This is a genomic window from Streptomyces sp. NPDC017993, assembly GCF_044328065.1.
Lineage (GTDB): Bacteria > Actinomycetota > Actinomycetes > Streptomycetales > Streptomycetaceae > Streptomyces.
The window spans coordinates 60,724-85,956 of sequence record NZ_JBIRGO010000014.1 but is presented as its reverse complement, the minus strand read 5'-3'; the positions used below and the strand labels follow the sequence as shown (position 1 = coordinate 85,956).

Here is a 25,233-nt window from a genome sequence, read left to right as displayed (position 1 = left end):
GGCCGGACGGCGACGGCGGTGAGTGCCGCCCATCCGAGTGCGCCGTGTCCGGGCGTCGCGACCGCGCACGGGCGGACACTGTCGGTAAATTGTCGCTATCGCTGCGTCACCGGCGAGGACCGGTCGCCCCTTCGCCGGTGACGCACGGCCATGCCAGGAGAGCCGATGGTCCGTCCTTCCGTACGCCCCTTCCGCCCCGGTGACGGACCCTCGCTGCTGGCCGCCTGGTGCCGCAGCGCCCCGGGCGATCCGATCACCGCGGCCCGCTTCCGCGCCCAGGTGCTGCTCGACCCCAATTTCGACCCGGAGGGGCTGCGGGTCGCCGTCCTTGACGGGCGGGTGGTGGGCGCGGCCTACGCCGTCCGCCGCCTCGTCCCGATGGCGGGCACCGACCTGGAGCCGGACCAGGGCTGGCTCCCCTTCTTCTTCGTGGACCCGTCCGTGCGACGCCACGGCGTCGGCCGCCGGCTGCTCACCGACGCCCTCGACTGGCTGCACGGACACGGCCGCCGCCGCGTCGACTTCGCCGCGTACGCCCCCCATTACGTGCTGCCCGGCCTGGACCGCGAGACGTACCCGCAGGCCGCCGGCCTCCTGGAGAGCCTCGGCTTCCGGGTCCGCTACGAGGCGGCCGCCATGGACCGCACCCTGGTCGGCTACTCCGTCCCGGAGGAGGTGCGGCGGCACGAGGAGGGTCTGGTGGCGCAGGGCTACCGCTTCGGCACGCCGTCCGACGACGACCTGGTGGACCTGGTCCGTCTGGCGGCCACCGAGTTCAACCCGGACTGGGCGCGCACGATCCGCCGGTGCCTGTCCACCGGCACGCCGCTGGATCACGTGGTCATCGCGCGCGAGCCCGGCGGCCAGGTGGCGGGCTGGGCCATGCACGGCGCGTACGACGCGCTGGCCGAGCGGTTCGGGCCGTTCGGCGTACGGCCGGAGCAGCGCGGTACGGGACTGGGCAAGGTACTGCTGCACCGGACGCTGGAGCGGATGCGGGCGCACGGCGCCCACGGGGCGTGGTTTCTGTGGACCGGCGAGCAGACTCCCGCGGGCCACCTCTACCGCGCGGCCGGATTCCGCACGACGCGCACGTTCGAGGTGATGAGGCGTGAGACCACATGAGACCCATGAGGCACCCCGCGACCAGGACGGGGCCCCGGACGACCGGCGGGGCACGGCGGGCGGCGCGATGAGGCGCCGGGCGTTCGCCGTGGGCGCCGCGGGCGGGCTGCTGGCCGCGGCCGGTTGCGGTGCGTCGGACGACGACGCGTCCGGCGCCGGCGGCGGATTCGGGCGTGCCGCGCGCGGCCGATCCGGCGATCCGATCGTGCTGACCGTCCTGTCGCACTACGCGAGCGATCCGCTGAAGTCGGCCCTGCAAGGCGCCGTCGACGCGTGGAACGCCACGCACGACCGGGTGAAGGTACGGACCACCGCGGTCAAATTCACCGACCTGCTGACCACGTACATGGTCCGTCAGGCCGCGGGCCAGGGAGCCGACATCCTCCATCCGTACTGCCTGTGGACGGGGCAGTTGGCGCAGGCACGGGTACTGCGGCCGGCGCCTGCGGACGCCGCGCGGCAGATCCGCCAGGAGTTCTCCCCCGCGGCCGTCACGGCGTCCTCCGTGAACGGCACGGTCTACGGCTACCCCACAGAGGTGCAGACGTACGCGCTCTACTACAACAAGCGCCTGCTGCGGAAGGCCGGTCTGCACGGGCCGCCGCGCACCGTGCGGGAGCTTGAGGAGATGGCGTACCGCACGGCCCGGCGGGACCGCCACGGCAACACCCTGGTGCAGGGCTACGGGCTGTCCCGGGCCGACGATTCGACGGTCGTGGGGCAGACGCTGGCGCTGCTGGCCGCCCGCGGGGGCACCTTCCTCACCCCGGACGGCCGACGGGCCGCCATCGGCTCCGCGGTCGGGCGGGACGTGCTCGACCTGGAGCGGCGGCTGATCGCCCGCCGGGCAAGCGACTCCGCCATCGCGCTCTTCAAGGCGTTCCCCTCCGGGCAGGTGGCGATGGCGATCAACGGGGGCTGGTGGACGGGCAGCCTGCGCAGCGTGATGGGCGAGGGCTACCGCGACATCGGGACGGCCCCGGTACCGGGCCTCACCCCGGCCGCCCGCGGCACCCTCGCCACCGGCTTCCTGCTCGGCGTGAACGCCCGGAGCAGGCACCCGGACGAAGCCTGGGAATTCCTGCGCTGGCTCAACACCGGCACGGTGCCCACCCGGGCCGGCAGCGGCACGACCAAGCGGGTCGCGGTGACCCGGATGAGCGCGCTCCAGGTGTCGGTGGGCTCGATGACCGGCCGTGCCGACGACATGCAGGCCCTGCTGGGGAAGGGCAGCGGCAGCGACCCGAACCTCGGGCCGTTCCTGGACGCGCTGCACTACGCCGTCCCGGAGCCGAACGGCCCCCGCGCGCAGAAGGCGAAATCGCTGCTGCGGAAGAACATCGAGGCGGTCTGGACGGGCCACCGGTCCGTCGACGAGGCCCTGCGGATCACCTCCCGGCAGGTCGACCAGGAGCTTTCCCGGCCCGGCTGAGGGGACCGTCACCGCCGCCCGGAACCGACCACCACACCACCCGCGAACACCGATGCTCCAGAGAGGTGATGCCGTATGGCTTCCGCCGAAGGCGGTCCGGTCCAGGCGGCACGGCGGCGGCAGACCGTCGTCGCCTACCTTTTCCTGACCCCCACCCTGCTGTTCTTCATGGTCTTCCTCGCCCTGCCGCTGCTGTTCGCCGTCCTGCTCTCGCAGTCGCGGTGGGCCGGGTTCGACCTCACCGACATCGACCCCGTCGGCCTGGACAACTTCACCGACCTCTTCGCCCGCGGCTCGACCTTCCTGACGCCCATCCTGACCAACACCCTGCTGTACGCGATCGGCACCGTGACGATCGCCCTCTCCGGCTCACTCGTGGTCGCCAACTGCATCAACAACCTGCGCTTCCAAGGGCTGTGGCGCACCCTGTATTTCCTGCCGATCGTGACGACCGTGGTCGCCGTCGGAAACGTCTGGAAGTACATGTACGAACCCGGCGGACTGATCAACGGCGTACTCAACGGCCTCGGCATGCCGTCCTTCGCCTTTCTCCAGGACCCCGACACGGCGCTGCCGTCCGTCGTCGTGGTCCAGGCATGGGCGTCCATCGGCACCGCGATCCTCATTCTCACCGCGGGCCTGAAGTCGATTCCCGAGGTCTATTACGAGGCCGCGGAGCTGGACGGCGCGGACAAGTTCACGCTCTTCCGGCGGATCACGCTGCCGCTGCTCCGTCCCTCCCTGCTGTTCGTGTGCATCACCCAATTCATCACCGGATTGCAGTCGTTCGCCCTGATCAACGTCATGACCGGCGACGGCGGGCCGGGGGACGCCACCAACGTCGCGGCCCTGGAGATGTACCAGCAGGCATTCCAGTACGGCGACTGGGGACTGGCCGGGGCCGCGGCCTTCGTCCTGTTCCTGGTGATCGCGGTCAGCACCGTGGCGCAACTGTGGCTGTTCCGCCGGAAAGGGGCGGACGCGTGAGCCCGCGAACGGCGCGGGCCACGAGCCGCGTGCGCTTCCCCTGGGCGTCCTACACGCTGGTGGCCGTCGGCGCCGTCCTGACCATCGTGCCGTTCCTGGACATGCTGCTGACCTCGTTCAAAGGCCCGGGAGAATACGGCAGACTGCCCTACCGATTCCTCCCCGAAGCCTTCGAATTCTCGAACTATCAGGCCGCCATGCGGCAATTGAACCTGCCGCTGCTGTTCCGCAACAGCGTCATCGCCACCGCGCTGATCACCGGCTCCATCCTCATGACCTCCTCACTCGCCGGATACGCCCTGGCCAAGCTGCGCTTTCCGGGTCGTGAGCTGATCTTCCGGCTGGTCCTGTCGACGATGATGTTCCCGCCGTTCATCTTCTTCATCCCGCACTTCCTGATCCTGGTGCACTGGCCGGGAGCCGGCGGGAACGATGTCCTCGGCCGCGGTGGCGCGGGCCTCACCGTCAGCCTCGCCGCACTCGTCATGCCCTTTCTGGTCTCCGGATTCGGGATCTTCCTGATGCGGCAGTTCATGATCTCCATTCCGGACGAGATGCTGGAGGCGGCACGGATCGACGGCGCCGGGGAATTCGCCGTGTGGTGGCGGATCGTCGCCCCGCAGACCAAACCGGTCGCGGTCACCCTCGCCCTGCTCACCTTCGTCAACGCCTGGAACGAATACATCTGGGCGCTCCTGGTCTCCACCGCGAACCCACAGCTGATGACGCTGCCCGTCGGCATCCAGATGCTGCAGAGCTACCTCGACCCCGATCGCATGGTGCCGGTCATGATGGCCGGGCTCGTACTGAGCATCCTGCCGATCCTGATGCTCTTCCTGCTGCTGCAGAAGCACTACATCCGCGGGGTCATGCTCAGCGGCCTCAAGTGAACGTCCGGCCGGGACCGCCCACCCTTTCGGCTCAGCGCGGCACCCGCCAGCGGTTGCCTCTCGCCGTCGACACCAGCTGACGGACCGTGGCCAGTTTGACCCGGGGGCGGCCGTCGCTGCGTCCTCGGGCCACCTCGGCCCGGTTGATCGCGGCCAGGCCACGGGCGTCGACGACATGGCGGTTGCGGCGCCGCGCGAGCCGGCGGAACGCGTTCGCCGCGCCCGTCGGCGCGGGCAGCGAGCCCGCGACGGCGTCGTCGAGCAACGTGCCGACCGTCTCCGCGGCGCAGGTGCGGTTGGCACCGATGCCGCCCGAGGGGCCGCGTTTGATCCAGCCCACGACGTACGTCCCCGGGCGGCCCGACACGCGGCCCCGCTCGTGCGGAACGGTGCCCGTGGCCTCGTCGAACGGCAGCCCGGCGACCGGCGCGCCGCGATATCCGATCGCCCGCAGCAGCAGCCCGGCCGGCACCTCCACCTCCCCCGAGGCCCCCGTGATGCGTACGGCACTCACGGATCCCCCGCCGAGCACCTCCACAGGCGTGGAATGGAAGCGGAGCACGATGCGTCGACCCGGCGCCGGCGCGACCGAACAGTCCGCCTCGGCGCGCGTCACACCCTGCAGGACCGCGGCTTTGTCCTTCGGCCCGGCCGCGTCGATGGTGACGCCGATCCGCGGGTCGTGGTCGTCCACGACCAGCTGCACGCCGGCCAGGTGCTTGAGTGCGAGCAGCTCGGACCTGGTGTACGCCGCGTCCTCGGGACCGCGCCTGCCGAGCAACACCACCTCGCGCACCTTGCTCGCGCGCAGGGCCGCCAGCGCGTGGTCGGCGATGTCGGTGCCGGCCAGGGCCTCCGGGTCCGAGACCAGGATGCGGGCGACATCGAGGGCGACATTGCCGTTGCCGACCACGACCACCCGCTCCGCGGACAGGTCGATCGTGTCCGGCGCGACCTCCGGGTGGGCGTTGTACCAGGAGACGAACGTGGTCGCCGAGATGCTGCCGGACCGGTCCTCGCCCGGTATGCCGAGGCGGCGGTCGGCGGAGGCACCCACGGCGTAGATGACCGCGTCGTGATGCGCGGAAAGCTCCTCCGTGGTGATGTCCCGGCCCACTTCGAGCCCCAGGTGCATACGCACCCGGGGATGTGTGTGGAACCGCGCGAAGGTGTCGCCGACCTTCTTGGTCGCCGGGTGATCCGGCGCCACGCCGTACCGTACGAGACCGCCCGCCACCGGCAGCCGGTCGACCAGCGTGACCTCGGCGTTGGTGTGCAGCAGCAGGTCCTCGGCCGCGTACATGCCGGCCGGGCCGGTACCGACCACCGCGACCCTGATCGGCGCGAAGTCGGACGGCAGGCTGCGCTCGAAAGCCGGCTCGCCCCAGGCGTGGAAGTTCGGGCTGTCGTCGACCGGCTCGGGATCCTCGTCGTCGAAATACGCCGCGTTGATCCCGGCGTACTCCTTCTGCGCGCCGAACAGACTGTCGACCGGGAAGATCGCGTCCACCGGGCAGGCGTCCGCGCAGGCACCGCAGTCGATGCAGGTCTTCGGGTCGATGTACAGCATCTCCGTACTGCCGAACGCCCGCTCCTGCGGCGTCGGGTGGATGCAGTTCACCGGGCATACGGCGACGCAGGTGGCGTCGCTGCAGCAGGTCTGGGTGATGGCGTAGGTCATGGCCTCGGCTCAGATCAGGTTCGCGCGCTTGTAGAAGATCAGCGCGGGCTTGGTCAGCAGGCGGGCCGAGGCCAGGAAGTCCATCAGGCCCGAACAGCTCGACCGCATCATCGACTTGTGGTGCTCGTTGGCCCGCGCCTCGCCGAGGGCGCGCTTCCTGTCGAGCCCGGCGTTGGCGTAGACGCCCCTGTTCACCATGCTGGTGACGATGACGTAGGACGCGATCGCGATCACGAAGGCGTGGATCTGGCGGCGTACCCAGCCCACCTTCTTGAGCCGCTTGAGCGTCTCGTCCCGGGCGAACTTCATGTGCCGGGACTCCTCGACGACATGAATGTTGTTGATGGTGCGGACGAAGGGCACCACCCGGTCGTCACGCATCCAGTCGCGCTGCATGACGTCGAGGACTTCCTCGGCGACCAGGATCGCCGCGTACGCGGCCTCGCCGAACGCAACTGTCTTGAACGCACGGCCGAGTTCGATCGCGAACCGGTGCGGCCGGTAGGCCGGCGCGCCGAGCTTCTGGGCACCCCGGGCGAACATGATCGAGTGCCGGCACTCCTCGGCGACCTCCGTGAGCGCCCACTGGAACTCGGCGTCGGTCGGATCCTTCGCGTAGATGTCACGCAGCACCATCTGCTGCAGGATCATCTCGAACCAGATGCCGGTGCTGGCCACCGACGCGGCCTCGTGCCGCGTCAACTCCTTGCGCTGCGCCTCGGTCAGCTCACCCCAGTACGCCGTGCCGTAGAGCGTGCTCCACTCCGGGCTCGCACCGTGGAAATTCTTGTCCAGCGGCGTCTCCCAGTCCACCTCCGTGGCCGGGTCGTACGACAGCGTCGCGGCCGAGTCGAGCAACCGCTGGGCTACGACGTGCTCGTGAAGCCGGTCCTGCGTCTCCGGCCGAACGGGGCTGCTTGCCATGATGCGGCTCCTCGAATCGAGTGGGGTGATCCTGTTCGCTGTTGCGGTGTGCTCTTGCTGGTGCTCTGATGCAGCGCGCTGTTGCGTGGGGGTGTGTTAGGTGGGGTGCGTTGGGGCGCCCGGCGGCCACTGCCCGGGAGGTGCTCGGCCCGTGGCCGCGGCCGTCAGGTTTTCGTGCCCGCCCGACCGGATCGACGCCGGCCGAGCACCACGACGCAGGGCGACGTCAGGCCACGGTCAGGGCGTACAGGGACTCACGGGTGACGCGTACAGACGTGGCGGAACATCCTCATCCGCAGTAACCCTGCAGGTCAGCGCAGGCGTCTTCGTGACCGCCATGATCGACACCTCCGGTGGATCACTGAGAGGCCAACCACCCGCCCCCTCTTGTTAGACGGACCGTATAACAAGCGCCCCGGGCGGGCCTACCCCTCAGTAAGAATTTCGCGTTCCACTCCACGGTCTCCGCGCGTGGAGTGGCGATGGGGGCCGCCCGGAGCCCTCGGGACGCTTGGGCGCGGCGAACGCAAGCGGCAGCCAACGGCTCCGGGCCCCGAGCCGACCCACGCGGTGTGCGGGTCGGCTCAGCCGAAGATGTGAATGTTCTCCTCGACCCAATTGCGCAGGGTCAGCGGCGGCCTTCCAGTGATCTTCTCGACGGCATCGGAGATCTCCCCATCCCACGCGACCGACTGGCGCTTGAGCTCCAGCAGGGCCTCCAGGCGGGGCCCGCCCCAACCCAGCCGGTCGAACTCCGCCTGCGTCGCTGCCTTGCTGCGCTCGACGACCTCGACCGCTTGGCCCAGGGCCTCGCCGACGATCTCGCCCTGGCGCTGCGGGCTGAGAGCCTCGCCACCGGTGAGGGTGTAGGCCCGGCCCCCGTGACCGGAGGTGGTGAGGACCTTGGCGGCGACGGAGGCGATGTCACGCGGATGGATCATGGCGGAGACCGGGTCGCCCTCGGTCACGTACATGGTCCGCTCCTTGCCGATCGTGCCGGCGTAGCCGTAGAGGTAGACCATGAACGTGCCGGGGCGCAGGATGGTCCACTCCAGACCGGACTCCTGGACGACCTGCTCGCCCTGGCGGTGGCCGGAGGTCAGCGGGTCGGTGGCGCCGAAGCCGACGCCGCTGGTGGAGAGCTTGACCAGGTGCTTGACGCCGGCCTCGCGGGCAGCGGCGACGAGGGTGCGTTCCTGGACCGGGCCCTCGGGGCCGTAGCCCGGCGGGACGACGAAGACGCGGTCGACGCCGGCCAGGGCCGCGGGCAACGTCTCGGGCTTGTCGAAGTCGCCGGCGATCGCCTCGGCGCCGGCGGGGAACTCGGCCTTCTCGGGCGAACGGGTCATGGCCCGCACGGGTACGCCGTCGGCGGCGAGCCGGGCGACGAGTTCGCTGCCGACATTGCCGGTGGCGCCGGTTACCAGAATCATGCGTGGATCTCCTTGGGATGGGCGGCACGGCGGACGTCGTGCCGGGAAGTCCGCTGGGTGAAAGGGATGCGTCAGGATTCGCTACGAGCGGCGGAGGACGCCTCGCCGAGGGCGTCGTCCCCGAGCTGCTCCGGCTCGGCATCGCCATGACCGTGACCGTGACCGCCGGAGAGCTTGACGTCCTTGAGGAAGAGCGCCGCCACCAATCCGGCGAGGACGATCGGGATCACCGCGTGGAAGACGGGACGGAGCGAGTCCGCGTAGATCTCCGCGACTTCGCGGCGGACGGGCTCGGAGAGGCGGCCGAGCACCTCGGGCGCGAGCGAGCCGTCCTTGTCGAGGTGGACGCCGGATTCGCCGCCGAGGCGCCCCTTGAGTCCGTTGCCCAGACGCGCGTTCATCAAAGCGGCGAAGAACGAGACACCGAGCCCGGTGCCCAGTTGCCGCATGAGGGTGGCGGTGCCCTGCACGGATCCGATGTCCTGCATGCTCGCGGTGTTGCGGGCGGCGAGGCTCAGTGCCTGGGAGTTGAGACCGCCGGCGATCCCGAAGAGCAGGACGTAGACGATCGCGAGGGCGACGCCCGTCTCGGGTCCGGCCGTGGAGAACAGCGCGGCGGCGACGGCGAACACCACCATGCTGAGCACCGGGAACCAGCGGTAGGAGGCGGTGCGCCCGATGACCTTGGCGCTGACCCACGAGGTCACCACGACGCCGAGCATCATGGCGGTGAGGATGTAGCCGGACTTCTGCGCATCGAGGCCGAGGACGTTCTGCAGCCACAGGACGAGGTAGTTGATCAGGCCCAGGCCGACGAAGCCGGCGATGAAGCCGAGGATGACGACGAGGGTGAAGGTCTGGTCGGCGAAGAGCCGCAGCGGGATGACGGGGTCCACCGCGCGGCGCTGCGACAGGACGAACAGCGCCACCGCGAGGACCGATCCGACGGCAAGGCCGAGGATGACCGGCGAGTTCCAGGGGTACTTGACGCCTGCCCAGCCGGTGAGGAGGTTCAGGCCGACGATCGCGACGACGAGGAGGAAGACGCCGGCGTAGTCGATGTCGGCCTTCTTCCTGGCCTGGGCGGGAAGGCGCAGCATCGAGGCGACGATGACCAGCACCACGGCGCCGAGGGGCAGGTTGACGAAGAACACCCAGCGCCAGCCGGCGAGTTCGGTCAGCACACCGCCGAGGGTGGGACCGGCGAGCGCGGCGGCGCCGAACGTGAGGGAGAACCAGCCGTAATAGCGCGCGCCCTCACGTGGGGAGAACATCTCACCGATGAGGACGAGGACACAGATGAACAGGCCGCCGCTGCCCACTCCCTGGATCACACGAAAGGCGATGAGCTGACTCATCGTCCGGGCGAGGCCGCAGAGCACCGATCCGACGAGGAAGACGGCGATCGAGGCCACGAAGACGCGCTTGCGTCCGAACAGATCACCGAGCTTGCCGTAGACCGGGACGGCTGCACTGCCTCCGATGAGATAGCCCGTGGTGACCCAGCCGAACTCGTCGAGTCCACCCAGGTCACCGACGACGCGGGGCAGTGCGGTGGCGACGATCTGGGAGTCGAGCAGGGAGAGAAAGACCGCCACCATGAGGGTGAGGACCAGCGCATTGGTCCTGGCCGACGAAGCCGATGTGGTGGGGGCGCCGATGGCAGGCTCGGCTGAAGGGGAAGCCATGAGAATCCTCGTAATCGCGGAGCAATGCCGTGAGAGGGGCACCGCTCGAAGTGGGAGTACGCAAACGAAGTCGATGAAGAACGCTGCCTGTCATCAGCAGCGGAGATGGGGTGGTCGGATCTCGTCCGACTCCGGCCTTTCCGGCCCTCTCAACCGTTGATCAGACGCCAGCACATGTGCTGATCACGGTCCTTCGTGGTTCGTCTTTGCTACTCGTCACTTCCTCTGTGTCGATTACGGATGCCCAATACCGTAGCGGAGGGTCCGCGCGCGGTGCCACCATTTCCGGCTGGCCGGGGGTCGCCTGCCGCCAGGATCCGTGGGCGGAGGAGTACGGCATCGACGCGCGCGACGAGGGCCAGGGCGAGGGCATCGTGACGGAAACCGGGACCTTGGATGGTGCCATCGTGGACATGCCCACGATCACGGAGATCCCCGCGGCGCACCATGGGCAGCAAGGCGGCGCGCTCCCGGCGCCGCATCCGGTAAAAGCAAAGGCCCCAGGTCACGCGCACGCTGTCTATGGCCCAGAGCGTGAGATGACCGCCAGGAGGGCGAGCCGGACGAAGGGGGCGGGTCCTGCCCGCCGGCCACGCACGAAACGGCCGAAGATCGTGCGCGCGTAGGGTCACCGTGACCACGGCCCAGAACCTCCAGCGCCGTCAGGGGGCATCGCCGGCATCGCCATTGCTCTACACGATTCGTGTCGCGGTGACAGTGCCTCAGCATTGGCGCGTAACCATTCGGAGCCCGGCTACCGGGCCCTCAATGCTCCTGGTGTGGCGGGCCCTGGATTGCCTGAACGACGCGCTCCCGAGCGAAGTCCATCCATCCGGACTAGCGTGGAGATATGACGACAAACACGGCACACACGTACTACACGGTCAAGTCCGGTGACACACTCACCGCCATAGCTGCCAGTTTTACGACGACGGTCGACCAGCTCGTTGAGTGGAACGGCATTCCCGACAGGAACCACATCGAAGTCGGGCAGGAACTGATCGTCGAAACCCTGGCGGACGAAACCAGATCGAGCGCCGACTGATCGTCGCCAAATCGGCACCGATGGCGGCCTGACGTGAGCCTCGGCGGCGGTCGCAGCTCAACCGCCGCCGTCTGCTCACGCTTTCAGGGCGCGTAGACGCTTCAGCAGACACAGTCAGGCGAGTTGGCCCAGAAGGTAAGGAAAGACCAGGTCTGCGCGCCGATAACGCCGTCGACCGTGATCGCGGCGCACTTCTGGAATCTCTTGGTCGCGGCATCGGTGGCCGGACCGAATGATCCGTCCTCGAGCAGCCGGTCCCCCCGCATCGACAGATTGAGGTAGCACTGCGCCTGCTTGACCGCCTCCCCCGACGAACCACGTTTGAGCGTCGGGCGGCTGACGGTGAAGTTGCACGCTTGGGTCGGTTGGGTCATCACGAGGCTCCTGTTCATGTGCGGGCGTCAACTCGGTTATGCAATGACCGAGTTGACTGCGGCATAGCAACGGAGTGCCCGACGGAGTACCGGCTGGCAGGTCATGGGCCTATCGATAAAGGCATGCGGCCGTGGCACTGGCTTCGGCCCTCCCAGAGAAGCACAGGACCGCAGACACCGCGCGGTAAGGAGTTCCGTCGGGTTGGTGTCAGGCATCCAGCGTGCGAGCCGCGCAGTGACGACGCACCTCGAAGCCGTCGGGGCGTGCTATTTGCCCCGAGCGATCTGCTCTACCTCTGCCAGGAGATTGGTCTGCATCAGAAGCCTCGGGCCAGCCGGGGTTTCTGAGTCCGTGCGTCTCAGAGGCATCCCAAGGCTCACCGAGTTTCTTCGGGCGTCCAGACCCCCTCTTCGGCCACTGGAGTCAGGTTCCTGAGCAGGGGGCCTGGCTCTCAGGTGATGAGGTGCCGCCGTGCAAGGACTTCCGCATGCTTGCGGATCGCTGCCATCCGGGCTTCCCACTCCGCACCCGAGCGATGGTCAGGGTGTGCGGTCGTCTGTCCCTGGTGTTTGCGGTACTGGAGACCGGTCTCACCGATGAACCAGCCGTTAGCCATTACATCGAGGGCCATCAGGAGGGCGGTGCCCTCGGACGCGGCGAGGGCCATCCATCCGCCTGCTTCCGCGATCAGTCCTTCTCGACGCAGAGCGTCGCGGGGTGAACCTGGGGTGGGTGAGTGGTTGTCCAAGAGGCATTCAGGTCGCCTCGGGCGAGCAGGCCAGCTTCGGGGTCGCCGAGCGTGTTGTGCTGAAGCGAGCCGTCCGGCATGAGTCTGGCTCCGCGGCGAGAGGCGCTCGGGCTGCGGTGGCCGTACGTCGACCCGGACGCGGAATTGTTCCGCCCGGATTGGCAACTCCTGCGGCGCCCGCCTCCACCGCTTCGAGCCGTGCCCTCCCGACTGCACCACGCATCGGAACTACAAGCGGGGCTGCCCGAAGCCCTGTCCCAAGACGTGCGCAAGCACGCGAGCACATGCTCGCAGCGCAAGGAGGGCGGACTCACCCTCACCTTCACCCGGCCCAAGACCAAGAAGAGCCGGAACGCCGTCCCGGTCCCGCCCGTCTTTATCCCGTTCCTGCGCGCCCACAAGGCGCAACAGGGGGAGATGCGTGCCACCGCCGGGGAGCTGTGGGAGGAACACCACGTGCTGTTCTCGCGGCCGGACGGACGCCCCCTCGACCCTCGCGCCGACTACGAGGAGTTCAAGGGGCTGCTCACTGAAGCCGGGATCGACGACCGCCGCCTCTACGACGGGAGCCGCCACACGGCGGGCACGATCCTGAACGAGCTGGGCGTGGACATGCCGACCATCATGGAGATTCTTCGGCACACGCAGATCAGCCAGACGCGTCGCTACGTGAAGGGGCGATCGCACCTCTCGAAGGATGCGATGCGTCGGATGGGGGACGCGTTCCTGCCTCGCCCCGAGCCCACACCCGAAACTGAGACTAGAACTGAGACTGAAGACCGCCGCGCGGCCCGGACCCGGCTACGTCGCCGCATCCGGTAAAAGCAAAAGCCCCAGGTCACGGCGAGTGAGTCCTGAGGCTTCCACAGAGCCGCCTTCGGGATTCGAACCCGAGACCTACGCATTACGAGTGCGTTGCTCTGGCCAACTGAGCTAAGGCGGCGTGGTGCGCGGCCTAGTCTACACATCGGCAGGGGGTGCTTTGACACCGGTTTAAGGGCTGGTCAGGGGTGGGCGGGGCCTGCGGCGGGTGGGTGTGGTGCGGGTCACTTGCAGTGCTTGTTCTTGGGTGGGGCGGTGCCTTCGAGGAGGTAGGTGTTGATCGCGGTGTCGATGCAGTCGCTGCCGCGGCCGTAGGCGGTATGGCCGTCGCCGTCGTAGGTCAGGAGGGTGGCGCTGGCCAGCTGGTCGGCCAGGCCCTCGGCCCAGGCGTACGGGGTGGCCGGGTCGCGGGTGGTGCCGACGACGACGATCGGGTCGGCGCCCTTGGCCTCGATGCGGTGGGGCTTGCCGGTGGCCTTGACCGGCCAGTAGGTGCAGTTCAGGGCGGCCCAGGCGAAGTTGTCTCCGAAGACCGGGGAGGTCTTGCGGAAGGTGGGGATGGCCGCACGGGCCTGCTGGGTCGTGGTGAAGGCCGGCGGCAGGTCGAGGCAGTTCACGGCGGCGTTGGCGTACATCTGGTTGGCGTAGGTGCCGTCCTGATCGCGCTCGTAGTAGCTGTCGGACAGCATGAGCAGGCCGCGGCCGTCGCCGCCCTTGGCCTGGGCGAGGTATTCGCGCAGGACGGGCCAGGCCCCTTCGTCGTACATCGCGGCGATCACGCCGGTCGTGGCGAGGGACTCGGTGAGCGGGCGGGCCTCGCCGGTTTCGACCGGATGCGCGTCCAGCTCCTTGAAGAGGGCGGAGAGCTGCTTGCCGGCGTCCTCGGCGCTCTTGGTGCCGAGCGGGCAGTCGCTCCGTTTCACGCAGTCCTTGGCGAACGCGGTGAAGGCCGTGTTGAAGCCGGCGGTCTGGTCGGCGTTGTTGGTGCGGGCGTCCAGCGCAGGGTTCATCGCGCCGTCGAGGACGAGGCGGCCGGACCGGGAGGGGAAGAGACCGGCGTACGTCGCCCCGAGGAAGGTGCCGTAGGAGGCGCCGACGTAGTTGAGCTTCTTGTCGCCGAGGATCGCGCGCAGCACGTCCGTGTCGCGGGCCACCTCGACGGTGGAGACATGCCCGAGCACCTTGCCGGAGCGGGATTGGCAGCCCTTGGCGAAGTCGCGGTAGGCGCGGGTGAGCTTGCCGACCTCGGCCTGCGAATCGGGGGTCTGGTCGGTCTGGGTGTAGCTGTCCATCTGCTTGTCGGACAGGCACTCGACGGGTTCGCTGCGGGCCACGCCGCGCGGGTCCATCGCCACCATGTCGTAGCGCGCGCGGACCGCCGCGGGCTGGGGTGCGTACTGCTGGAGGTAGTCGATCGCCGAGCCGCCGGGGCCGCCGGGGTTCACCATCAGTGAGCCGATGCGCTTCCCCGGGCCGGTGGCCTTCTTACGGGCCACCGCGACCTTGAGGTCGGTGTCCGCGCTGGGCGCGCCGTAGTCCAAGGGCACCTTCATCGTGGCGCACTCGAAGCCGGAGACGCCGCATTCGTGCCAGCTCAGCTTCTGGTCGTAGTACGGGCGGAGGCCGGCCGGGGTGGCGGTGGGGAGGGGCGCGAGAGTGCCGGACGCGCCGCCGGATCGGCCCGCACCGGCCTCCGACCCGCGGCCGGGCGACGCTTCCGTGTCGGAGGAACTCCCCGACGAGCAGCCGGAGATCAGCAGGGCGGTCGCCGCGAGGACGGCGGCGATGGTGCAGAGCGGGCGGCTGGTGGCCATGGGCGGTCCCTCGGTCTCGGTACCTGGTTCGGCTTCGGCGGCGATGGCATCGGAGATGGCGACAGGGAGGCGATGGAGAGGCGTTGGAGGATATGCGGCGGAGCGGGCCGGCCGGGAAGGACGGTCAGCCGGCGCGAAGGGCGGCGGTCATCGCTTCGACCGCGAGCAGCGGCGCCACGTTGCGATCCAGGGCACCGCGGCAGGCGATCACGGCTTCTATCCGGCGCAGCGTGCACTCCGGGGTCGAGCTGCCGGCGACGCGCTGGATGCTGTCGCGGACCTCGCCGTTGGCGAGCGGCACGGAGGCGCCCATCTGGAGAGCGAGCACATCGCGGTAGAAGCCGGTGAGGTCGATCAGGGCCAGGTCGAGGCTGTCGCGCTGGGTGCGGGTGGAGCGGCGCTTCTGCTTGTCCTGGAGCTCCTTCATGACACCTGCCGTGCCGCGCGGCATCCGGCCGCCCGTCCCGGAGGCGGCGCCGAGCGCGGCGCGCAGCTCCTCGGTCTCCTTGGTGTCGACCTCCTCGGCGACCTGCTTGGCGTCCTCCCCCGCGGCGTCGATCAGCTCCTGGGCGGCCTTGAGGCAGCCGCCGATGTCGTCGATGCGGAGGGGCAGCTTGAGCACCGCAGCGCGGCGGCTACGGGCACGTTCGTCCGTGGCGAGCCGGCGGGCCCGGCCGATGTGCCCCTGGGTGGCGCGCGCGGCGAGGGCGGCGGCCTCCGGCGGGATGCCGTCCCGGCGGACCAGGACGTCGGCGACCGCGCTGACCGGCGGGGTGCGCAGGGTCAGCAGGCGGCAGCGGGAGCGGATGGTGGGCAGGACGTCCTCGATGGAGGGAGCGCACAGCAGCCAGACCGTACGGGGAGCGGGCTCCTCGATGGCCTTGAGGAGGACGTTGCCCGCGCCCTCGGTGAGGCGGTCGGCGTCCTCCAGGACGATCACCTGCCAGCGGCCGCCGGCCGGGGAGAGGGAGGAGCGGCGGACCAGATCACGGGTTTCCTTGACGCCGATGGACAGCAGGTCCGTCCGGACGATCTCGACATCGGCATGGGTGCCGACCAGGGCGGTGTGGCAGCCGTCGCAGAAGCCGCAGCCGGGGGCCCCGCCGAGCGCGCGGTCCGGGCTGACGCACTGCAGCGCGGCGGCGAAGGCGCGGGCGGCGGTGGACCTGCCGGATCCGGGTGGCCCCGTGAACAGCCAGGCGTGGGTCATCTGCGACGCGCCCGATGGCTCGTCCGGCGCCTGGGTACCGCGCGGTGCGGCGGCCGCCGCGCTGTCGGTGGACACGATGGCGTCGGCGTCGCGCGCGGCCGCGGCAAGCCGATCGGTCACCTGGTCCTGCCCGACCACGTCGTCCCATACCGCCATCGCTGCCGCCGTCCTGTCCGTGTCGCTCCATGCCGCCCGTATGGCGTACGGCATGTCCTGCGCGTGGTGCGTGCTGTACGTCGTGCGCCGCGTCACGCCGCTGCCCACGAGGGCCGGCCGTGCCCGCCGGCCTGCCCGAACGCCTCGCGGTGCTCCGCGTGCGACCCATTCTGGTGCAACCCACTGACAAACGAATCCCGGGCGCCGGTCCGCGGCCCCGCCGTGCCCTGCCGACAACCCGAAAGGCCGTGGCCGCAGCATTTCCGCTGCGGCCACGGCCGGTGGTGTCACGGGGCGTTCGCTAGCCGCGTCGCCCGCCGCGACCGCGCCGCGGGTCGTCGCCGCCCGCACCGCCGTCCGCGTCCTCGTCGCCCCGCGGGCCGAGGAGTTCGTCGGCGAGCGTGGGCAGGTCGTCCAACGGGGTCTCCTCCGCCCACTCGGGGCGGCGGCGGCCGCGCTGCGGCTGCTCCACAGGGCGGCCCGTGGCCGGGTCGATCTGCGGGAGTTCACGGGTCCGCTCCACGCCCGACTCGGCAGCGCCGGTCTGCTGCCGCCCCGCTGCGTCGTGGGTGTCGTCCGCCCGGAACATCCACGACGGCACCCGGTCCGCCGGGTCGGCGTGCTGCGGCTCCTGGTGCGTCCCCTGTGCGTGGCCGCGTCCGTAGCCGTGCTCCTCGCCACCGCCCCGTACGGGCGGCAGCACGCTGGTCTCCTCGGCGTCCGGAGCGGCGCCGGGCTGCGGGAGGACAGCGGTCTCGTCGGCGGCCGGGCCGGCGCCGCGGGTGTCGCGGACCGGCGGCAGCACGGTGGTGTCGTCCGCCGTGCCGGGCGCCTCGGGGCGGGGCAGCGACTCCGTCCGCTCGTTGTCGTTGCCGGAGTCCGCGGCGAAGCTGGTGGGCGTACCGCCCGAGTGCCCCTCGCCGCCGTCCGTCCGGTCCGTCCGCTTGTGCAGATCCGGGATCGGCGTCTCCGTGGTGGGCGCATCGGCCGCCTCGGCCTCGGCAGCCGCTTCAGCAGCCGCCTCGGCTTCCGCAGCGGCGGCGGCCTCGGCCGCGGCCACCCGGGCCTGCTCGGCGCGCAGGAGCGCCGCCTCCGCCTTGCGCTGCTTCTCCAGGCGGCGTTCCTCGGCCTCCCGGCGCAGGCGCGCCTCTTCCTCGGCCTGCTTCCGCAGCCGCGCCTGTTCGGCCTGGCGGGCCTGCTCCTCGGCCTCGCGCCGCCGGCGCTCCGCCTCCGCAGCCTCCCGGGCCTCCTCGGCGCGCAGCCGTGCCTCCTCGGCCTGGCGGGCGGCCTCCCGTGCCTTGGCCTCCTCCAGCTCGCGGCGCCGGCGCTCCTCGTCCTCGGCCCGCAGCCTGGCGAGTTGCTCCTGGCGCTCGCGCTCCTGCCGCTCTTCCTCCGCCTTGCGCGCGGCCTCTTCCTCGGCCCTGCGGCGGGCTTCCTCCTCGGCGGCCTTACGGGCCTCGGCCTGTGCCGTGAGTTCGTTCTCGGACAGCGGCAGCACCTGGTCGAGACGGTGCCGTACGGCGGTCGTGACGGCCTCCGGCTCCTGCCCGGCGTCCACGACCAGATAGCGCGCGGGGTCGGCGGCGGCAAGGGTCAGGAAGCCGGCCCGTACCCGCTCGTGGAACTCGGCGGGCTCGGACTCCATCCGGTCCGGTGCCTCGGTGAAGCGTTCCCGTGCGGTCTCCGGCGAGACGTCCAGCAGCACCGTCAGATGCGGGACGAGGCCGTCGGTCGCCCAGCGCGAGATCCGGGCGATCTCCGTGGGCGCGAGGTTGCGCCCGGCGCCCTGGTAGGCGACCGAGGAGTCGATGTAGCGGTCGGTGATGACGATCGCGCCGCGCTCCAGGGCGGGCCGGATGACGCTGTCGACGTGCTCGGCACGGTCGGCGGCGAACATCAGCGCCTCCGCCCGGTCGGACAGACCGGACGTCGAGACGTCCAGGATGATCGAGCGCAGTCGCTTGCCGATGGCGGTGGCGCCCGGCTCGCGGGTCACCACGACCTCGTGGCCCTTGTTGCGGATCCATTCCGCGAGCGCCTCGACCTGGGTGGACTTCCCGGCGCCGTCGCCGCCCTCCAGGGCGATGAAGAAGCCGGTGGCGGCGGGCGCCTGGTTCGGGTCGCCGCCGCGCAGCGCCTCCCGCAGATCGCGACGCAGCGTCACGCCCTGCCGGTCGTCGGTCTTGCCCAGCACCCAGGCGGCGACCGGCAGCAGCAGGGCGCCGACCAGCATCAGGGTGAAGGCGGCGCCTCCGTGCACGAACCCGAAGGTCTCACTGCCGATGCGGTGCGGCCCGATGATGGCGGCGAGCAGCGGCGCGACGACAGCGGCCAGCGCGACGGCGAGCCGTACGACCGCGTGCAGATGGGCGGTGATGCGGGCGCCACGGGCCTCCTCGGCCTCCTGCTCCAGCAGGATGTGGCCGGTGTTGGCCGCGATACCGGCGCCGACTCCGGCCAGCAGCGCGAGCAGCAGCACCGTCGTCCGGTCCGGGACGAGCCCCATGGTCAGCAGCGCGAGGCCGGTGACGGCGACCGCCATGGCCAGCAGCCGGCGCCGGGAGAGCGCGGGCAGCACCTTGTGGGCGCCACGGATCCCGGCGACCGTTCCGCCGGTCAGGGCGAGCACCAGCAGCGCGAAGCTGACAGGCCCGCCGGTCAGGTCGTAGGCGTGCAGGACGGCTAGCGAGACGGCCGCGGCGATCGCGGCGGCCACCGCGGCGCAGGCGAGGACCAGCAGCGGGATCGCGCCCGTGCGGCCCTTGTCGACGGTCTTGTCGATCCTCGGCCGGCGCAGGCCCTCCAGAGGGGAGCGCGGGCGCGGTGTCTGCACACCGGGGAATTCGATGAAGTAGAGGATCGACACCGAGGCGGCGAACAGGCCGGCCGAGACGTACGACCCGAGGGCGGCCTGGTGGGCGTCGAACCAGTCGATGCCGAGGCCCAGCAGCTTCCCGACCAGAGTGACGACGACCAGCGCGGCGGCCGCGATGGGCAGGGACACGAAGCTGGTGCGCAGGGACAGCCGGCGCAGCGCGTCCATGTTGTCCGGCAGCGGTCGCACGGCGGCGCCCTCAGGGGGCGGCGTGGGCAGCAGTCCGGGCGCCGCGCTCTCGCGTGCGACCGTCCAGAAGCGTTCGGCGACGCCGACCACGAAGACCGTGACCAGCAACCAGGCCAGCGCGTCGCCCGGGGTCCAGTCGATCCACAGGGGCGCGACGACCAACAGCGCCAGCCGGACACCGTCCGCGGCGATCATGGTCCAGCGCCGGTCCAGCGGCCCGGACGGCGCCGTGAGCGCGGAGAGCGGGCCCAGGAGGACGGCCCCGAAGAGGAGCGTCGCCAGCATCCGGGCCGCGAAGACCACCGTGACCGCGAGGGCTGCGCCCCGATAGCCACCACCGAAGGCGGCCTCGGCTCCCAGCGGTTGGTACAGCGCCGCCTGAAGGGCGAGCAGTACCAGGACAAGCATGGACAGGGCATCGCCGATGCCCCCGACAAACTGGGCGCTCCAGAGCCGCTTCAGTGGGGGGAAGCGGAGCAGGGCTCGCACGGCGCGCTCGCGGGAATCCGCGGCTAGGGCGCCAGAAGTGGGGGTCACGACCGTTGGCTGCTCGGCACGCGTCATCTGGCCAGCCTATCGGGAGGGCGCGCACCCCCGGGGGCCCACCCGAACAAACGGGCGGGCCCGACGGAACACTGTCCGCCTTGCCCGCCCTTGTCCCGCACCGTTGCCGCCGACGAGGCCGGCGACGGCGGCGCGGCTCAGTCCTCGGCGGCCGCCGTCTTCTTCGCCGCCGCCGTCTTGGCGGTGGCCTTCTTGGTGGTCGTCTTCTTGGCCGTGGTCTTCTTCGCCGCGGTCGTCTTCTTCGCGGTGGTCTTCTTGGCCGTGGTCTTCTTCGCCGCGGCCTTCTTGGCCGGCGCCTTCTTGGCGGTCTTCTTCGCCGGCCCCTTGGCGCGCTTCTCCGCGAGCAGTTCGTACCCGCGCTCCGCGGTGATCGTCTCGACCTCGTCGTCCCGCCGCAGCGTGGCGTTGGTCTCGCCGTCGGTGACGTACGCGCCGAAGCGGCCGTCCTTGACCACCACCGGCTTCCCGCTGACCGGGTCGGTGCCCAGCTCCTTCAGCGGCGGCTTGGCGGCGGCCCGCCCGCGCTGCTTGGGCTGCGCGTAGATCGCCAGCGCCTCGTCGACGGTGATGTTGAAGAGCTGCTCCTCGGTCTCCAGGGAGCGCGAGTCGGTGCCCTTCTTGAGGTACGGGCCGTAGCGGCCGTTCTGCGCGGTGATCTCCACGCCCTCGGGGTCCTTGCCCACGACCCGGGGCAGCGACATCAGCTTGAGCGCGTCCGCCAGGGTGACGGTGTCCAGGGACATCGACTTGAAGAGCGAGGCGGTCCGCGGCTTGACCGCGTTCTTCCCGGTCTTCGGGGTGCCCTCGGGCAGGATCTCGGTGACGTAGGGGCCGTAGCGGCCGTCCTTCGCCACGATCTGGTGGCCGCTCTCCGGGTCCATGCCCAGCTCGAAGTCGCCGCTCGGCTTCGCCAGCAGCTCCTCCGCGTACTCCGCGGTCAGCTCGTCCGGCGCGAGGTCGTCGGGGACGTCGGCGCGCTGGTGGCCTTCGGAGTCCTTCTCGCCGCGCTCGACGTACGGGCCGTAGCGGCCGACGCGCAGCTTGACGTCGTCGCTGACCGCGAAGGAGGAGATCTCCCGGGCGTCGATCGCGCCCAGGTCGGTGACCAGTTCCTTCAGCCCGCCGAGGTGGTCGCCGTCGCCGTTGCCGGCATCGGCGGCGCCGGCCGCGACGGTGTCCTCGCCGCCGGTGCCGAAGTAGAAGCGCCGCAGCCACGGCACGGACTGCGCCTCGCCCCGCGCGATGCGGTCGAGGTCGTCCTCCATCTTGGCGGTGAAGTCGTAGTCGACGAGCCGGCCGAAGTGCTTCTCCAGCAGGTTGACCACGGCGAACGACAGGAACGACGGGACGAGCGCGGTGCCCTTCTTGAAGACATAGCCGCGGTCGAGGATCGTGCCGATGATCGACGCGTACGTCGACGGGCGGCCGATCTCGCGCTCTTCCAGCTCCTTGACGAGCGTGGCCTCGGTGTAACGGGCCGGGGGCTTGGTGGCGTGCCCGTCGGCGGTGATCTCCTGCGCGGAGAGCGCGTCGCCCTCGGCGACCTGCGGCAGCCGCCGCTCGCGGTCGTCCAGCTCGGCGTTCGGGTCGTCGGCGCCTTCCACGTAGGCCTTCATGAAGCCGTGGAAGGTGATGGTCTTGCCGGACGCGCTGAATTCGACGTCCCGGCCGGCCCACTGGCCGCCCTCGGCGCGGCCGGCGATCTTGACGGTGACGGAGTTACCGGTCGCGTCCTTCATCTGGGAGGCGACGGTCCGCTTCCAGATCAGCTCGTACAGACGGAACTGGTCGCCGCTCAGACCGGTCTCGGCCGGGGTGCGGAAGCGGTCGCCGGAGGGGCGGATCGCCTCGTGCGCCTCCTGCGCGTTCTTCACCTTGCCGGCGTACGTACGCGGCTTGTCCGGCAGGTAGTCGCTGCCGTAGAGCTGCGTGACCTGCGCCCGCGCCGCGGCGACCGCGGTGTCCGAGAGCGTGGTGGAATCCGTACGCATATAGGTGATGAAGCCGTTCTCGTACAGCTTCTGCGCCACCTGCATCGTGGACTTCGCGCCGAAGCCCAGCTTGCGGCTGGCCTCCTGCTGGAGCGTCGTCGTACGGAACGGCGCGTACGGCGAGCGGCGGTAGGGCTTGGACTCGACCGAGCGCACCGCGAAGTCGGTGTTCTCCAGGGCGGTGGCAAGCGCGCGGGCGTTCGCCTCGTCCAGATGGAGCACGTCGTTCTTGAGCTGCCCGTTGGAGCCGAAGTCGCGGCCCTGCGCGACACGGCGGCCGTCGACGGTGCTCAGCCGGGCGTTGAGCGTGGACGGGTCGCTGGTGTCGCCCGCGCGGCCGGTCGCGAAGGTACCGGTGAGGTCCCAGTACTCGGCGGAGCGGAAGGCGATGCGCTCGCGCTCCCGCTCGACGACGAGGCGGGTCGCGACGGACTGCACCCGGCCGGCCGACAGCCGGGGCATGACCTTCTTCCACAGGACCGGCGAGACCTCGTAGCCGTAGAGGCGGTCGAGGATACGGCGGGTCTCCTGGGCGTCGACCAGCTTCTGGTTCAGCTCGCGCGGATTCTCGACGGCCTCGCGGATCGCGTCCTTGGTGATCTCGTGGAAGACCATCCGGTGGACCGGGACCTTGGGCTTGAGGATCTCCTGGAGGTGCCACGCGATGGCTTCGCCCTCGCGGTCCTCATCTGTGGCGAGGAAGAGTTCGTCGGACTCGGCAAGCAGCTCCTTGAGCTTCTTGACCTGGTCCTTCTTATCGCTGTTGACGACGTAGATCGGCTGGAACTCGGAGTCGACGTTCACCCCGAGGCGGGCCCACGGCTCGCCCTTGTACTTCGCCGGGACCTCTGCCGCGCCGTTGGGAAGGTCGCGGATGTGCCCGACGCTGGCCTCGACCACGTAGCCCGGGCCGAGATAGCCCTTGATCGTCTTCGCCTTGGCAGGCGACTCGACGATGACGAGTCGGCGGCGGCCGCCGCTTGCGGTCTCGCTGGTCGGGGACAACTTCGCTCTTCTCTCCGGTCGACGCTTGTGGGTACCCCCGGGCCGGACGCCCGGGGCGCACTGCGGTGACGCTTGACGCTGCGGAGTGTGACGGTACCTCCCGCCCCCGTGTCAAACGGAAAAACCCCGCAACGCCACTCGAACGGTAACCCGACTACATGCCTTCATGCCGCCCGGACCGCGCTGAGCGCTCGGCGCGGGCCCTTGGCGATCTTCCGTCGCCGGACCGGCGGCCGCCTGCCCGCCCGCGTGCGCCCCCTTCCCCGGCCTGTCGGTGATCTCTCACAGTGACGGTGCCCACCACGACCGGCCGCCGGCGCCGGGGTCACCGCGGGCGCACCGACTGTCACAAGGCTGCGCCGGATCCTGCCGTTGCCTTGGTATCGCCCGGAAGGCGGCTGGCAGGATGGTCGCGGCACGGCTCATCTCTGGAGCCGAGGACTGCCGTCATCACGCACTCTCGGGGGTCAGATCACTCATGGCGAACCAGTACCCCGGCCCGCCGCAGGAACAGCCCGACCAGAATCCGTACACCAAGCCGCCGGGTGGTCAGCCCGCCGACGCCGGTTACGGCTACCCGCAGGGCGGCGTCCCCGGAGAGCCCGGATACGGCTACCCACAGGCCGCCCCGCAGCCGCAACCCGGCTACGGCTACCCGGGCGGCGCGCCGCAGCCGCCCGCGCCCGGCTTTCCGCCGAACGCCGCGCCGCAGCCGGGCCCGGGCGACTTCTCCGGTCAGCAGCCCGCAGGGGGCGCCATGGGGATGTCGCTGTCCCTCGGCGACATCGCGGTGACGGGCGACACGATCATGACGCCGGCCGGTCCGATGCCGCTCAAGGGCGCCATATGGACGGCGACCGACATGTCGCGGACCGAGGAGAAGATTCCGGCGCACGCGGTCGTACTCGCCATCGTCTTCTTCCTCTTCTGTCTGCTCGGGCTGCTCTTCCTGCTGATGAAGGAGCGCGTCACGACCGGGTTCGTGCAGGTGACGGTGAACAGCGGTGGCCGTCACCACTCCACGATGATCCCCGTGCAGTCGCGTGAGCAGGTCATGTTCGTGCTCAATCAGGTCAACTACGCCAGGTCATTGAGCGTGTGAGTCCCAGCGATCCCATGAGCCCCGGCGGCCCCCTGGGCCCCGCCGAGCCGGTGGGGCCCAGCGCCGCGACGATCCGGACGCGCACCCTGCGCCGCGCGTCGGTCGCGCTCGGCGTCGGCGCGCTGGGCGCCGTCTATCTCTGGCACACCAATCCGCACCAACCCGGGCAGCTGCTGCTCCCCTGCCCCTTCAAATGGGCGACGGGGCTGCTGTGCCCGGCGTGCGGCGGCACCCGCATGGCCTACGACCTGATGCACGGCGATGTCCTGGCGGCCTTCCACGACAACGCCGTGGTGCTCGCCCTCGGCGTGCCGGCCGCCGGTTATGTCCTCGTCCGATGGCTCGGCGCCGGGCTCCGCGGGAGGCAGTTCCGGCCACGGCTGACCGCCCGTGGCAACGCGGCGGTGCTGGGCGTCGCCGCGGTGTGGATGGTCGCCCGCAACCTCGTCGGCTGACGGCACCGGGAGCCGCGGCGCCCTGCCCGCCCGGGTGCTCGCTCGTATCGCGACGCCCCGGGCGAGCAGGTCCCGGGCGCCCCGGGCGAGCAGGTCCCGGCCGGGCGGTGGGCCACCCCAGGGGACAGCCCGCCGCCCGGCCAGGCCGGTCGTCAGCGGACGGTGACCGAAACCACCGGTGAGACGGCATTGCCGCCGGCGATACGCAGCTGGTTGACGCCCTTGAGGCCGAGCTTCACGCGCACCGCGTACGCACCGGTGGCGTTGACCGGGGTCTGCGCCGGCAGGGCGACCCACTTGGCGCCCTGCTTCTGCTGCACCGTGACCTTCGAGCCGGCGGCGATGCCCTTGGCGATGCCGGAGATCCGGAACTCCTGCCAGGCGTTGACCGTGGTCGCGCTCGCCTTGGCCGTCAGCGAGGCGGCGGCGGGCGCGGTGGCGGTGATCGGCGTCGGCGAGTGGAGGTCGGCGGGTGCGGCGAAGGCGACGGCCACCCCTCCCCCGAGCAGGGAGAGGGTGATCGCGCCGACGGCGACGTAGCGCAGTGCACGGTTCATACGGAGATCCTCACTGATGGGCATGTTGTGGCCTTCAGTGAGGAACACGGCTGATGCCGCACGAAGGTTCCTCCGTGCCCTCGTATGCAGGCCACTCGGGTGAGAACTGGCCGGAAGTGAACCGCCACGGCCTCGGACCGGACGCGCCCAGGGCCCCTCGCCCGT

General features: G+C 70.6%; 18 protein-coding genes, 1 tRNA gene and 1 pseudogene. 8 read left to right on the top strand and 12 right to left on the bottom strand.

Features of this window, described 5'->3' with window-relative positions; genetic code table 11:
- Positions 1-165: 165 nt before the first annotated feature.
- The 4 genes from ACH4FH_RS25095 (at position 166) to ACH4FH_RS25080 (ending at position 4,434) form a co-directional block, all read left to right on the top strand.
- On the top strand, positions 166-1,125 hold the full coding sequence (locus ACH4FH_RS25095; protein ID WP_398558130.1) for a GNAT family N-acetyltransferase: 960 nt from the start codon (positions 166-168) through the stop codon (positions 1,123-1,125).
- Complete coding sequence (locus ACH4FH_RS25090; protein ID WP_398558129.1) at positions 1,112-2,557, top strand: extracellular solute-binding protein; 1,446 nt, start codon at positions 1,112-1,114, stop codon at positions 2,555-2,557. The genes ACH4FH_RS25095 and ACH4FH_RS25090 overlap by 14 nt, the downstream gene beginning before the upstream one ends.
- 75 nt (positions 2,558-2,632) lie before the next feature.
- On the top strand, positions 2,633-3,544 hold the full coding sequence (locus ACH4FH_RS25085) for a carbohydrate ABC transporter permease (RefSeq protein ID WP_398558128.1): 912 nt from the start codon (positions 2,633-2,635) through the stop codon (positions 3,542-3,544).
- The gene (locus tag ACH4FH_RS25080) at positions 3,541-4,434 is read left to right on the top strand and encodes a carbohydrate ABC transporter permease (protein ID WP_398558127.1); all 894 of its coding nucleotides are present in this window, start codon (positions 3,541-3,543) and stop codon (positions 4,432-4,434) included. Before ACH4FH_RS25085 ends, ACH4FH_RS25080 begins: the two co-directional genes overlap by 4 nt.
- 31 nt (positions 4,435-4,465) lie before the next feature.
- Here the strand turns inward: ACH4FH_RS25080 and ACH4FH_RS25075 are convergent, their stop codons facing one another.
- The 4 genes from ACH4FH_RS25075 to ACH4FH_RS25060 all read right to left on the bottom strand — a co-directional run bounded on the left by ACH4FH_RS25075 (position 4,466) and on the right by ACH4FH_RS25060 (position 10,160).
- Positions 4,466-6,115, bottom strand: a complete 1,650-nt coding sequence (locus tag ACH4FH_RS25075; RefSeq protein WP_398558126.1) for an FAD-dependent oxidoreductase — start codon at positions 6,113-6,115, stop codon at positions 4,466-4,468.
- Positions 6,116-6,124: 9 nt separating this feature from the next.
- Positions 6,125-7,039: a diiron oxygenase gene (locus ACH4FH_RS25070; RefSeq protein WP_398558125.1), complete on the bottom strand. Its 915-nt coding sequence runs from the start codon at positions 7,037-7,039 to the stop codon at positions 6,125-6,127.
- A 584-nt stretch (positions 7,040-7,623) separates the two neighbouring features.
- Positions 7,624-8,472 (bottom strand): SDR family oxidoreductase, encoded by an 849-nt coding sequence (locus tag ACH4FH_RS25065; RefSeq protein WP_398558124.1) that lies wholly within the window; start codon positions 8,470-8,472, stop codon positions 7,624-7,626.
- A gap of 71 nt (positions 8,473-8,543) precedes the next feature.
- Positions 8,544-10,160, bottom strand: coding sequence for an MDR family MFS transporter (locus tag ACH4FH_RS25060; protein WP_398558123.1), 1,617 nt, complete (start codon positions 10,158-10,160; stop codon positions 8,544-8,546).
- A gap of 850 nt (positions 10,161-11,010) precedes the next feature.
- Here ACH4FH_RS25060 and ACH4FH_RS25055 point away from each other — a divergent pair.
- Entirely contained in the window at positions 11,011-11,205 is a 195-nt protein-coding gene (locus ACH4FH_RS25055; protein WP_398558122.1) for a LysM peptidoglycan-binding domain-containing protein, read from the top strand.
- 101 nt (positions 11,206-11,306) lie between these two features.
- Here ACH4FH_RS25055 and ACH4FH_RS25050 read toward each other — a convergent pair whose 3' ends face one another.
- Positions 11,307-11,579, bottom strand: a complete 273-nt coding sequence (locus ACH4FH_RS25050; RefSeq protein WP_398558121.1) for a peptidoglycan-binding protein — start codon at positions 11,577-11,579, stop codon at positions 11,307-11,309.
- 452 nt (positions 11,580-12,031) lie between these two features.
- Positions 12,032-12,247, bottom strand: a complete 216-nt coding sequence (locus ACH4FH_RS25045) for a hypothetical protein (protein WP_398558120.1) — start codon at positions 12,245-12,247, stop codon at positions 12,032-12,034.
- 180 nt (positions 12,248-12,427) lie between these two features.
- On the opposite strand from ACH4FH_RS25045, the pseudogene ACH4FH_RS25040 reads away from it, so the two are divergent.
- Positions 12,428-13,150, top strand: a pseudogene (locus tag ACH4FH_RS25040) (tyrosine-type recombinase/integrase); the annotation flags it as partial.
- Positions 13,151-13,197: 47 nt separating this feature from the next.
- Here the strand turns inward: ACH4FH_RS25040 and ACH4FH_RS25035 are convergent.
- From ACH4FH_RS25035 to topA, 5 genes are all read right to left on the bottom strand, one after another.
- Positions 13,198-13,271, bottom strand: a tRNA-Thr gene (locus tag ACH4FH_RS25035).
- Positions 13,272-13,374: 103 nt separating this feature from the next.
- On the bottom strand, positions 13,375-14,964 hold the full coding sequence (locus ACH4FH_RS25030) for an alpha/beta hydrolase (protein ID WP_398558119.1): 1,590 nt from the start codon (positions 14,962-14,964) through the stop codon (positions 13,375-13,377).
- Positions 14,965-15,088: 124 nt separating this feature from the next.
- A complete protein-coding gene (locus ACH4FH_RS25025) occupies positions 15,089-16,330 on the bottom strand; it encodes a DNA polymerase III subunit delta' (RefSeq protein ID WP_398558276.1) in 1,242 nt (413 codons plus the stop codon).
- Positions 16,331-16,631: 301 nt separating this feature from the next.
- Positions 16,632-19,958 (bottom strand): dTMP kinase, encoded by a 3,327-nt coding sequence (gene tmk, locus ACH4FH_RS25020; protein ID WP_398558118.1) that lies wholly within the window; start codon positions 19,956-19,958, stop codon positions 16,632-16,634.
- 137 nt (positions 19,959-20,095) lie between these two features.
- On the bottom strand, positions 20,096-22,954 hold the full coding sequence (gene topA / locus ACH4FH_RS25015) for a type I DNA topoisomerase (RefSeq protein ID WP_398558117.1): 2,859 nt from the start codon (positions 22,952-22,954) through the stop codon (positions 20,096-20,098).
- A gap of 478 nt (positions 22,955-23,432) precedes the next feature.
- Here topA and ACH4FH_RS25010 point away from each other — a divergent pair, with 478 nt between their 5' ends.
- Both ACH4FH_RS25010 and ACH4FH_RS25005 read left to right on the top strand, forming a co-directional pair.
- The gene (locus ACH4FH_RS25010; protein ID WP_398558116.1) at positions 23,433-24,056 is read left to right on the top strand and encodes a hypothetical protein; all 624 of its coding nucleotides are present in this window, start codon (positions 23,433-23,435) and stop codon (positions 24,054-24,056) included.
- A gap of 14 nt (positions 24,057-24,070) precedes the next feature.
- Positions 24,071-24,511: a DUF2752 domain-containing protein gene (locus tag ACH4FH_RS25005; protein WP_398558275.1), complete on the top strand. Its 441-nt coding sequence runs from the start codon at positions 24,071-24,073 to the stop codon at positions 24,509-24,511.
- Positions 24,512-24,663: 152 nt separating this feature from the next.
- Here ACH4FH_RS25005 and ACH4FH_RS25000 read toward each other — a convergent pair whose 3' ends face one another.
- A complete protein-coding gene (locus ACH4FH_RS25000; protein ID WP_398558115.1) occupies positions 24,664-25,068 on the bottom strand; it encodes a hypothetical protein in 405 nt (134 codons plus the stop codon).
- Between the last annotated feature and the right edge of the window lie 165 nt (positions 25,069-25,233).

Bases quoted from the DNA above. Each gene is read 5' to 3' on its own strand.
- ACH4FH_RS25095 (WP_398558130.1), top strand. From the start codon at position 166: ATGGTCCGTCCTTCCGTACGCCCCTTCCGCCCCGGTGACGGACCCTCG.
- ACH4FH_RS25085 (WP_398558128.1), top strand. From the start codon at position 2,633: ATGGCTTCCGCCGAAGGCGGTCCGGTCCAGGCGGCACGGCGGCGGCAG.
- ACH4FH_RS25075 (WP_398558126.1), bottom strand. From the start codon at position 6,115: ATGACCTACGCCATCACCCAGACCTGCTGCAGCGACGCCACCTGCGTC.
- ACH4FH_RS25070 (WP_398558125.1), bottom strand. From the start codon at position 7,039: ATGGCAAGCAGCCCCGTTCGGCCGGAGACGCAGGACCGGCTTCACGAG.
- ACH4FH_RS25065 (WP_398558124.1), bottom strand. From the start codon at position 8,472: ATGATTCTGGTAACCGGCGCCACCGGCAATGTCGGCAGCGAACTCGTC.
- ACH4FH_RS25060 (WP_398558123.1), bottom strand. From the start codon at position 10,160: ATGGCTTCCCCTTCAGCCGAGCCTGCCATCGGCGCCCCCACCACATCG.
- ACH4FH_RS25055 (WP_398558122.1), top strand. From the start codon at position 11,011: ATGACGACAAACACGGCACACACGTACTACACGGTCAAGTCCGGTGAC.
- ACH4FH_RS25050 (WP_398558121.1), bottom strand. From the start codon at position 11,579: ATGACCCAACCGACCCAAGCGTGCAACTTCACCGTCAGCCGCCCGACG.
- ACH4FH_RS25045 (WP_398558120.1), bottom strand. From the start codon at position 12,247: ATGGCCCTCGCCGCGTCCGAGGGCACCGCCCTCCTGATGGCCCTCGAT.
- ACH4FH_RS25030 (WP_398558119.1), bottom strand. From the start codon at position 14,964: ATGGCCACCAGCCGCCCGCTCTGCACCATCGCCGCCGTCCTCGCGGCG.
- ACH4FH_RS25025 (WP_398558276.1), bottom strand. From the start codon at position 16,330: ATGGCGGTATGGGACGACGTGGTCGGGCAGGACCAGGTGACCGATCGG.
- tmk (WP_398558118.1), bottom strand. From the start codon at position 19,958: ATGACGCGTGCCGAGCAGCCAACGGTCGTGACCCCCACTTCTGGCGCC.
- ACH4FH_RS25010 (WP_398558116.1), top strand. From the start codon at position 23,433: ATGGCGAACCAGTACCCCGGCCCGCCGCAGGAACAGCCCGACCAGAAT.
- ACH4FH_RS25005 (WP_398558275.1), top strand. From the start codon at position 24,071: ATGAGCCCCGGCGGCCCCCTGGGCCCCGCCGAGCCGGTGGGGCCCAGC.
- ACH4FH_RS25000 (WP_398558115.1), bottom strand. From the start codon at position 25,068: ATGAACCGTGCACTGCGCTACGTCGCCGTCGGCGCGATCACCCTCTCC.